Source organism: Specibacter cremeus (genome assembly GCF_003946885.1).
GTDB lineage: Bacteria > Actinomycetota > Actinomycetes > Actinomycetales > Micrococcaceae > Specibacter > Specibacter cremeus.
Genome location: NZ_RWKQ01000020.1, coordinates 74,516 through 80,731, shown reverse-complemented (window position 1 = coordinate 80,731; position 6,216 = coordinate 74,516). Strand labels below are relative to the sequence as shown.

The 6,216-nt window shown below is 66.5% G+C and carries 7 protein-coding genes; 2 read left to right on the top strand and 5 right to left on the bottom strand.

Going from position 1 to position 6,216, the window contains the following annotated elements:
* The first annotated feature begins 118 nt into the window (after positions 1-118).
* Positions 119-787 carry an SDR family oxidoreductase gene (locus tag EJC77_RS09785; RefSeq protein WP_125612067.1) on the top strand — a complete coding sequence of 223 codons (669 nt, stop codon included), beginning with the start codon at positions 119-121 and terminating at the stop codon, positions 785-787.
* Positions 788-834: 47 nt separating this feature from the next.
* Here the strand turns inward: EJC77_RS09785 and EJC77_RS09780 are convergent, their stop codons facing one another.
* The 4 genes from EJC77_RS09780 to EJC77_RS09765 form a co-directional block, all read right to left on the bottom strand.
* A complete protein-coding gene (locus tag EJC77_RS09780) occupies positions 835-1,287 on the bottom strand; it encodes a hypothetical protein (protein WP_125612065.1) in 453 nt (150 codons plus the stop codon).
* 89 nt (positions 1,288-1,376) lie between these two features.
* Positions 1,377-3,572, bottom strand: coding sequence for a putative bifunctional diguanylate cyclase/phosphodiesterase (locus EJC77_RS09775; protein WP_164520375.1), 2,196 nt, complete (start codon positions 3,570-3,572; stop codon positions 1,377-1,379).
* A 233-nt stretch (positions 3,573-3,805) separates the two neighbouring features.
* On the bottom strand, positions 3,806-4,642 hold the full coding sequence (locus EJC77_RS09770) for a sulfurtransferase (RefSeq protein WP_164520374.1): 837 nt from the start codon (positions 4,640-4,642) through the stop codon (positions 3,806-3,808).
* A gap of 75 nt (positions 4,643-4,717) precedes the next feature.
* A complete protein-coding gene (locus EJC77_RS09765; RefSeq protein ID WP_125612059.1) occupies positions 4,718-4,876 on the bottom strand; it encodes a DUF1059 domain-containing protein in 159 nt (52 codons plus the stop codon).
* Positions 4,877-4,940: 64 nt separating this feature from the next.
* Between EJC77_RS09765 and EJC77_RS09760 the strand changes: the two genes are divergently transcribed.
* Positions 4,941-5,693 carry an AfsR/SARP family transcriptional regulator gene (locus tag EJC77_RS09760; protein WP_125612057.1) on the top strand — a complete coding sequence of 251 codons (753 nt, stop codon included), beginning with the start codon at positions 4,941-4,943 and terminating at the stop codon, positions 5,691-5,693.
* Positions 5,694-5,892: 199 nt separating this feature from the next.
* On the opposite strand, the gene EJC77_RS09755 is transcribed toward EJC77_RS09760, so the two are convergent.
* Positions 5,893-6,192, bottom strand: coding sequence for a hypothetical protein (locus EJC77_RS09755; protein WP_125612055.1), 300 nt, complete (start codon positions 6,190-6,192; stop codon positions 5,893-5,895).
* Positions 6,193-6,216: the final 24 nt, after the last annotated feature.

The window sequence follows — 6,216 nt, the reverse complement described above, 5'->3', positions numbered from 1 at the left end:
CAGACCACCGCAGCCTGACCGCCGCCCACAGCCACAAAACCGTTACCGGACGCAACTACCTACAAATCTGACGCACACCCGGGAGACGGGCGCCCTTGCCATGGGATAGCGTGGCTTCGTGAACAAGATCGTCATCATCGGCGGCCACGGCCGCGTCGGAATGCTGCTGTCCAGGCTTCTGGTGGAGGAGGGCTGGCAAGTCACCTCGGTGATCCGCACGCCGGACCAGTACGACGACGTGGCCGCCGCCGGTGCCGAGCCTCTCGTCTTGGATGTGGAGATGGCGGATGCGGACAGTCTCGTCGCAGCACTGGCGGGGCACGAGGCCGTCGTCTGGTCTGCCGGGGCCGGGGGAGGGAACCCGGCGCGAACCTATGCCGTGGATCGGGATGCGGCCATCAGGTCGATGGACGCTGCCGAACAGGCCGGGGTACGGCGGTACCTCATGGTGTCCTATCTCGGGGCGGGGCCGGACCATGGCATCGACCCGTCAAACAGCTTTTTCCCCTACGCGGAGGCCAAGGCCGATGCCGACGAGAACCTGCGGAACACCAGCCTGGACTGGACGATCCTGGCGCCCGGGGCGCTGACGGACGGGCCGCCGTCGGGCACCATCACCACGGCGCCAGACCGCGCGCATCGGCAGACGAACCGCGGCAATGTGGCCCGGGTCGCGGCGGCGGTGCTGGCCACGCCGGCCACCATCCATCGCACCATCGAGTTCACGGACGGGGCCATGCCGATCGCGGAGGCCATCGGCGGGCTCACGTCCACGGCGGGGGCGTAGGGCCAGGCATTGTCCCGCGTTGGCCTTGTCCGCGGCGGGATGGTTCGCTACGTGGCCCGGTGCAACATGGCGCTCTTCCAGCGCCGGTAAGCGATACAGGCGACCGTGGTGGATGCCAGGGGCAACCCGGTCAGCACCACGAAGGTTCCATCGCCGTCGAGCATCGCGTAGACCCCGAACCAGATGAGGATTCCGGTGAGTCCGACCGCGGTCGCAATCATGCGTCCGAGCCACCCGGGAGACTTCTTCTCGTGCTTCGGCCGCGCACCGCTCAACGCGTGCCGTCTGGCGTCCCGGCGCAGCCAGGTGACGGTCCAGACCGAGGTCGCCACGGTCAGACCCAGCAAGACCATGATCGCCGCAGGGCCACCGCTGGCCAGGGCCAGGACCACTATCACGGACCAGCAGAGGGCCGCGGTGAGGCCGGCGATGACGAACAGGGCTTGCCAGAGGGGGCGGCGCCCCAACACCAACGACAGATTGCCTTCCACAGCGGTCATGATGCCTCCCCGGTCAGGCGTCGCAAGCCGCAGGCGACTTGGCACCATCACAGCACGAAGCCGCCGGTTTGGCGAGGCTCGGTCACTGCTCAGAGGTGACTGAGAGCCGGCCGCTCATCGAGCCACCCGGCGATGTCGTCGGCGGGTATCGGGCGGGACATGTAATAGCCCTGGCCCTGGTCGCAACCGAAGATGACCAGGTCGCCGTAGGCATCGGCGGTCTCAATGCCCTCGGCGACCACATCCATTTTGAGGCTGTGGGCCAGGTCGATCGTGGACGACACGAGCACCGCGGCCCGGCTGTCCTTGGTCATCGGGGTAATGAAGGACCGGTCGAGCTTGAGCTCGTCAATGGGCAGGTCACGAAGGTAGGCCAGGGAGCTGTAACCGGTACCGAAATCGTCTATTGCGATGCGGAAGCCGTGGTTACGCAGCTCGGTCAAGATCGTGCGCGCCCGGCTCACGTTTCTGACGACGTAATCTTCGGTCACCTCCAGCATGAGAGCTGAGACAGGTAGCCCGCGTGAGGTGACCATGTCGGCAATCCGTCCTGGCAGGCCCGCGTCGACGAGCGAACTGGCCGACAGGTTCACGGCAACCGTGAAGTTGTGCCCCTGTGCGTGCCAACTCGCCGTCTGGTCCAACGCCTCTTCCAGCACAACGCGGGTCATTTCGCGCATCAGCCCTGCTTCTTCGACCAGACCGAGGAAGGCGTCGGGTAGCAACAAGCCCCGGCGGGGGTGATCCCAGCGCACGAGCGCCTCGAATCCGGTGACAGCGCCGGAATCCAGGTTGATTTTGGGTTGGTAGTGCAGCACCAGCTCGTTGGTGGCAAGGGCGTTCCGGAGTTCTTCGAGCATGCGCAGGCGTTCGTCACCATGGCTGTCATCGGAGTCGCCATAGACGTGATGTCCGGTGTGGGCGGCCTTGGCCTTGTACATGGCAAGGTCGGCTTTTCGGAGCAAGATGCTCAGGTTGTCACCGTGTTCGGGGAAAACAGCGATCCCCATGCTGGCGCTGGACTGCACGGCGATCCCCTCAAGGGAGTACGGTTCGGCGAGGATGGTACAGAGTTCCCCGGCGACCACCATCGCGCGGTGGGCATCGTCGCCAGGAAGCAGCAGCGCGAACTCGTCTCCGCCGAGACGGGTCAGCAAGCCGCGACGACGTAACCGATGGTGCGGCTGCCGGCTGTGCAGTTGGCGCTTCAGGCGCTGACCGACTTCCACCAGCATCCGGTCGCCCACGTCGTGACCGAGACTGTCGTTGATGTGTTTGAATCCGTCGAGATCGAGCAGAATCAGCGCACTCGGCCGGGTGAGTCGGGTTGGTACGTCGGTGTAGAAGGCACGACGGTTTAGCAAGCCGGTCAGCTCGTCGGTTCGTGCCTGACGGCGGAAGGACAGCTGTCGCAGGCCCAGCGCCACCGCGGCAACGGCCAGGGTCACCCCCGCCAGAACGATCGCCAGGGTGTCCATCGGCATGTTGCTGCTCAGCAGGAGAATACCCAACGCGGCGATCATGGAGGCCATCGGAATGGCGAGCGCTGAGATGTGGAACGCAGTAGAACCTGCGCCGTGTCGAGCATGCGCTGAACGGGTGACCCACCAGGCGATCAGGGCCAGCCCGATCGTCCAGCACAGGTCGATCCACGAGCCCTGGAGATAGGTGGATTCGTCGAGGCCATAGATGACGTCGGCCACGGTGAACAGAACGAGGCCGCCGGCAAGCAGGGTCCAGTGCCGCCCCGTCTCAAAACCCTGGGCGGCGCCGATCCCGGCGATCGCCGCGATCAGCACAATGTCAAACAGGGGGTATGACACCTCGATGATCGTCGCCAGGGAGAATGAGTGTTTGACAGCGTTGTCCAACACCGGGCCGAAGAACACTGCCAGAACGGATGCGGCGCCCAACGCCCCCACGGCGCTGTCGAGCAGCACGGTCAAGGTCAACCCGCGCATCCGACGGTGAATCAGCGTCACCATGGCGCCCACCATGAAGATGCAGAAGCCAAGGAATCCGAAGTCGGCGGGGGAGGGGACAGGCAGCGAGTCGGCGCCGTCCAGCGCCAGGACATAGTAGCTTTGGCCGCTGACCCAGCTTGTCACGGCTGCGACCACGAAGATCAGGTCTGGTCGCTGCGACCGGGTTTGCAACGCGGCAAACAGGGCAACCGCCGCCGTCGCCCCGAGGGCCAGGCTGGCAAGCCACACATCGACGACGACGTCGAAGCCCGGGCCGTGCAACAGGCGGCCCGCCGCGTAGACTCCGACCAAGAGGGTCATGATCCACAGCGGCCAAGCCGTCAATGCCGCAGTGCCCGATGTGGGCTCCGTGGAACGCGAACGATAGCGATGCATGACCCTCCCCAGGTTTTCAAGGAGCATTATCGGCCGGCACCGGGGATTTGTTAGATCGTGCCTTGGCGGTGTCCGGACCCTGGACCAGCTACCGGTGACCGGGGCCGGCCTGGAAAGCGCGGGCTTCGGCGGGCGTATCCGGACTCTTGGGGATGAGGTCAGGCAGTGTCTTCGCCTCTGTGTGCGGCGGTGTGCGGTGTCTCGACCGGGGTGTCGGGGCGAAGGCCCCACTCGGCCCAGGATCCGTCGTAGACCCGGACACGCTCGCGTCCGAGCAGTTCGGTGAGCACGTACCACGAGGTGGCCGCGCGGCCCCCGACCGTGCAATACGTGATCAGCTCGTCGTCGCCCTCGAGTTCCGGCAGGGACAGCGCCCGGCGCAGCTCGTCGACCGGGCGGAACGCACCGCGCTGGTCGTAGAGTTCGCCGAACGGCCGGTGGAGCGCCGTCGGGATGTGGCCCGCGCGCCCTCCCGGCTCCATTCCGCCGGACGGCCAGAACCGCTCACCGGCGTACTCGGGCTCGGAGCGGACATCCAGAATCGTCGTTCCGGTGCGCCCGATGGCCTGGCGCACGTCCGGTACGTCGGCGAACAGCCGGTGGTTCCGTTCGATGGGCTCGTACGGTGCCGCCACCGGGGGGACCGGCGTAGTACTGCAGGGGTGTCCTTCGGCGCGCCAAGCGTCGCGGGAGCAGTTCAGGATGCGGACGTCGGCGTGCCCGTACAGCTTGAGCAGCCAATAGCCGAGTGCCGGGGCGTAGCCGTAGAACACGACCGTCGAGTCCGGCCCGATGCCGGATCGAGCCAACAGACGTTCGAGTGTGTGACTGCCGACGGGACGATACCGGTCGTCTTTGAGGTCGGCGTAGACGTTCCACAGCACGGCGCCGTCGATGTGCCATTGATCGTAGGCGGTCGCGGACACGTCCACTTCGACGACGCGGACCGCAGGATCGTACAGATGATTTGCCAGCCAGACGGGTTCGATGAGCATGTGAACACTCTGCCCGCTCGTCATTGGGCCAGGGTTGGCTCAAGGTTGGCGCAACATTGGCGGCGGGGTCTCTGCCTATTCCACTTGGATCCACCCCAGCAGATCCTCGCGACTCACTGCGCCGAGGAGCGCCGGATGGTCGCTGGCGATGTGGCCGCGGATCGCTCCGATCACTTCCTCGTCGGTGCCGCCGCGGACGACAAACCCACATTCGCATCGGATGAGCTTCGCCATAACGACCTCCCAAAACTGGTCGAACCCTCCTCGGAACGACGAGGACCCATGCGATCATGGTGTCATGTCCGTGCAGTCAGCGCTGCGTCTCCAGATCTGCGGGCCGCTGGTCGTGGAGCGGGACGGGCTCAGGCTCGATCCGGGGTTGCCCGGCCGTCAGGGCCGCCTGATGTTCACCTACCTCGTCGTCAACAGGCACCGTCAGGTGCCCCGCGACGAGCTGGCCGAGGCGCTCTGGCGCTCCCCGGATTCCGCCGCGATCGACGCGCGCCTCAACCCGTTGATCTCGAAGCTTCGTCACGTCTTCGGTCCGGATACGGTGGATGGACGCGTCACTGTCCAGCTTCACTTCCCCGACGCGTGGATCGACCTCGAAGCCGCCGTGGAGGCGATTCACCGTGCCGAGTCCGCCGTGGCCCAGCAGGACTGGACCCGTGCCTGGGGTCCGGCTCTGGTCGCCTTGGTCGTCGCCGAACGCGGATTCCTGCCTGGCGAGGATGCCGATTGGATCGACCAGACCCGCGACCAGCTCGCCGAGATCCGGCTGCGAGCCCTCGAATGTTACGCCGCCGCCGGGCCCGGCATCGCCGGCGCCGAACTCGCTGCCGCCGTCCGTGCCGGCCGCCGGCTCATCGCCCTGGACCCTCTGCGCGAAAGCGGCCATCGCTACCTGATGCAGGCTCTCGCCGCCCAGGACAACCTGGCCGAGGCGCTGACCGTGTACGGCGTGCTGTCCGACCTCCTCCGCGAACAGCTCGGCGTCTCGCCCAGCCCGGCCACCCGCGCGCTCTACCAGCAACTCCTCGAACGGACCTGACCTCCGAGATCGGGCCGCCGCATCGCGGGCTCCGACCCGCTCCATACAGAAGGCCGGGCGTGCCGACGTCCCGGTAGACCGCTGATCGGTCCCGTCCGCTCTCTCTGGAACGGGCGCCGTCGTACTGAACACCTTTGGAATCGGCGGCGAGGCTGCTTTCGTGGCCGCTGCGCCGGCATCGTGTCCTTCGTGCCGGCCGTCAATCATGTGGGTTTGCTCTGGAGAATCGTATCGGATCCGCGGAATCAGGGGGCCAGTTGGTGTCCCCCCAGTGCCGCAGGGGGCCGAAGACGCCGCGCGGCTGTCGGCCGTCGATGATCCCGTCACTGATCCGCTCCAGACAGGGGGCGGGCAGGTGCGAGTGGGCGATTTCCTCCCAGTACGGCGATGCGATGGCGGCGGTGAGCGTGACGATGGAGGTGTGGAGCGCTGCGGAGACCATGCTCTGGTTGTTGGCTTGCCGGGGTTGGTCGCCAGCCAGGGTGTCGTAGATATCCATCGCGGCGGGGATCAAGGTGCGGGG

What these genes read in the sequence shown, in the direction of transcription:
- EJC77_RS09780 (WP_125612065.1), bottom strand. Translation starts at nt 1,287, where the DNA reads ATGACCGCTGTGGAAGGCAATCTGTCGTTGGTGTTGGGGCGCCGCCCC.
- EJC77_RS09775 (WP_164520375.1), bottom strand. Translation starts at nt 3,572, where the DNA reads ATGACCCTCTTGGTCGGAGTCTACGCGGCGGGCCGCCTGTTGCACGGC.
- EJC77_RS09770 (WP_164520374.1), bottom strand. Translation starts at nt 4,642, where the DNA reads ATGCTCATCGAACCCGTCTGGCTGGCAAATCATCTGTACGATCCTGCG.
- EJC77_RS09765 (WP_125612059.1), bottom strand. Translation starts at nt 4,876, where the DNA reads ATGGCGAAGCTCATCCGATGCGAATGTGGGTTTGTCGTCCGCGGCGGC.
- EJC77_RS09760 (WP_125612057.1), top strand. Translation starts at nt 4,941, where the DNA reads ATGTCCGTGCAGTCAGCGCTGCGTCTCCAGATCTGCGGGCCGCTGGTC.
- EJC77_RS09755 (WP_125612055.1), bottom strand. Translation starts at nt 6,192, where the DNA reads ATGGATATCTACGACACCCTGGCTGGCGACCAACCCCGGCAAGCCAAC.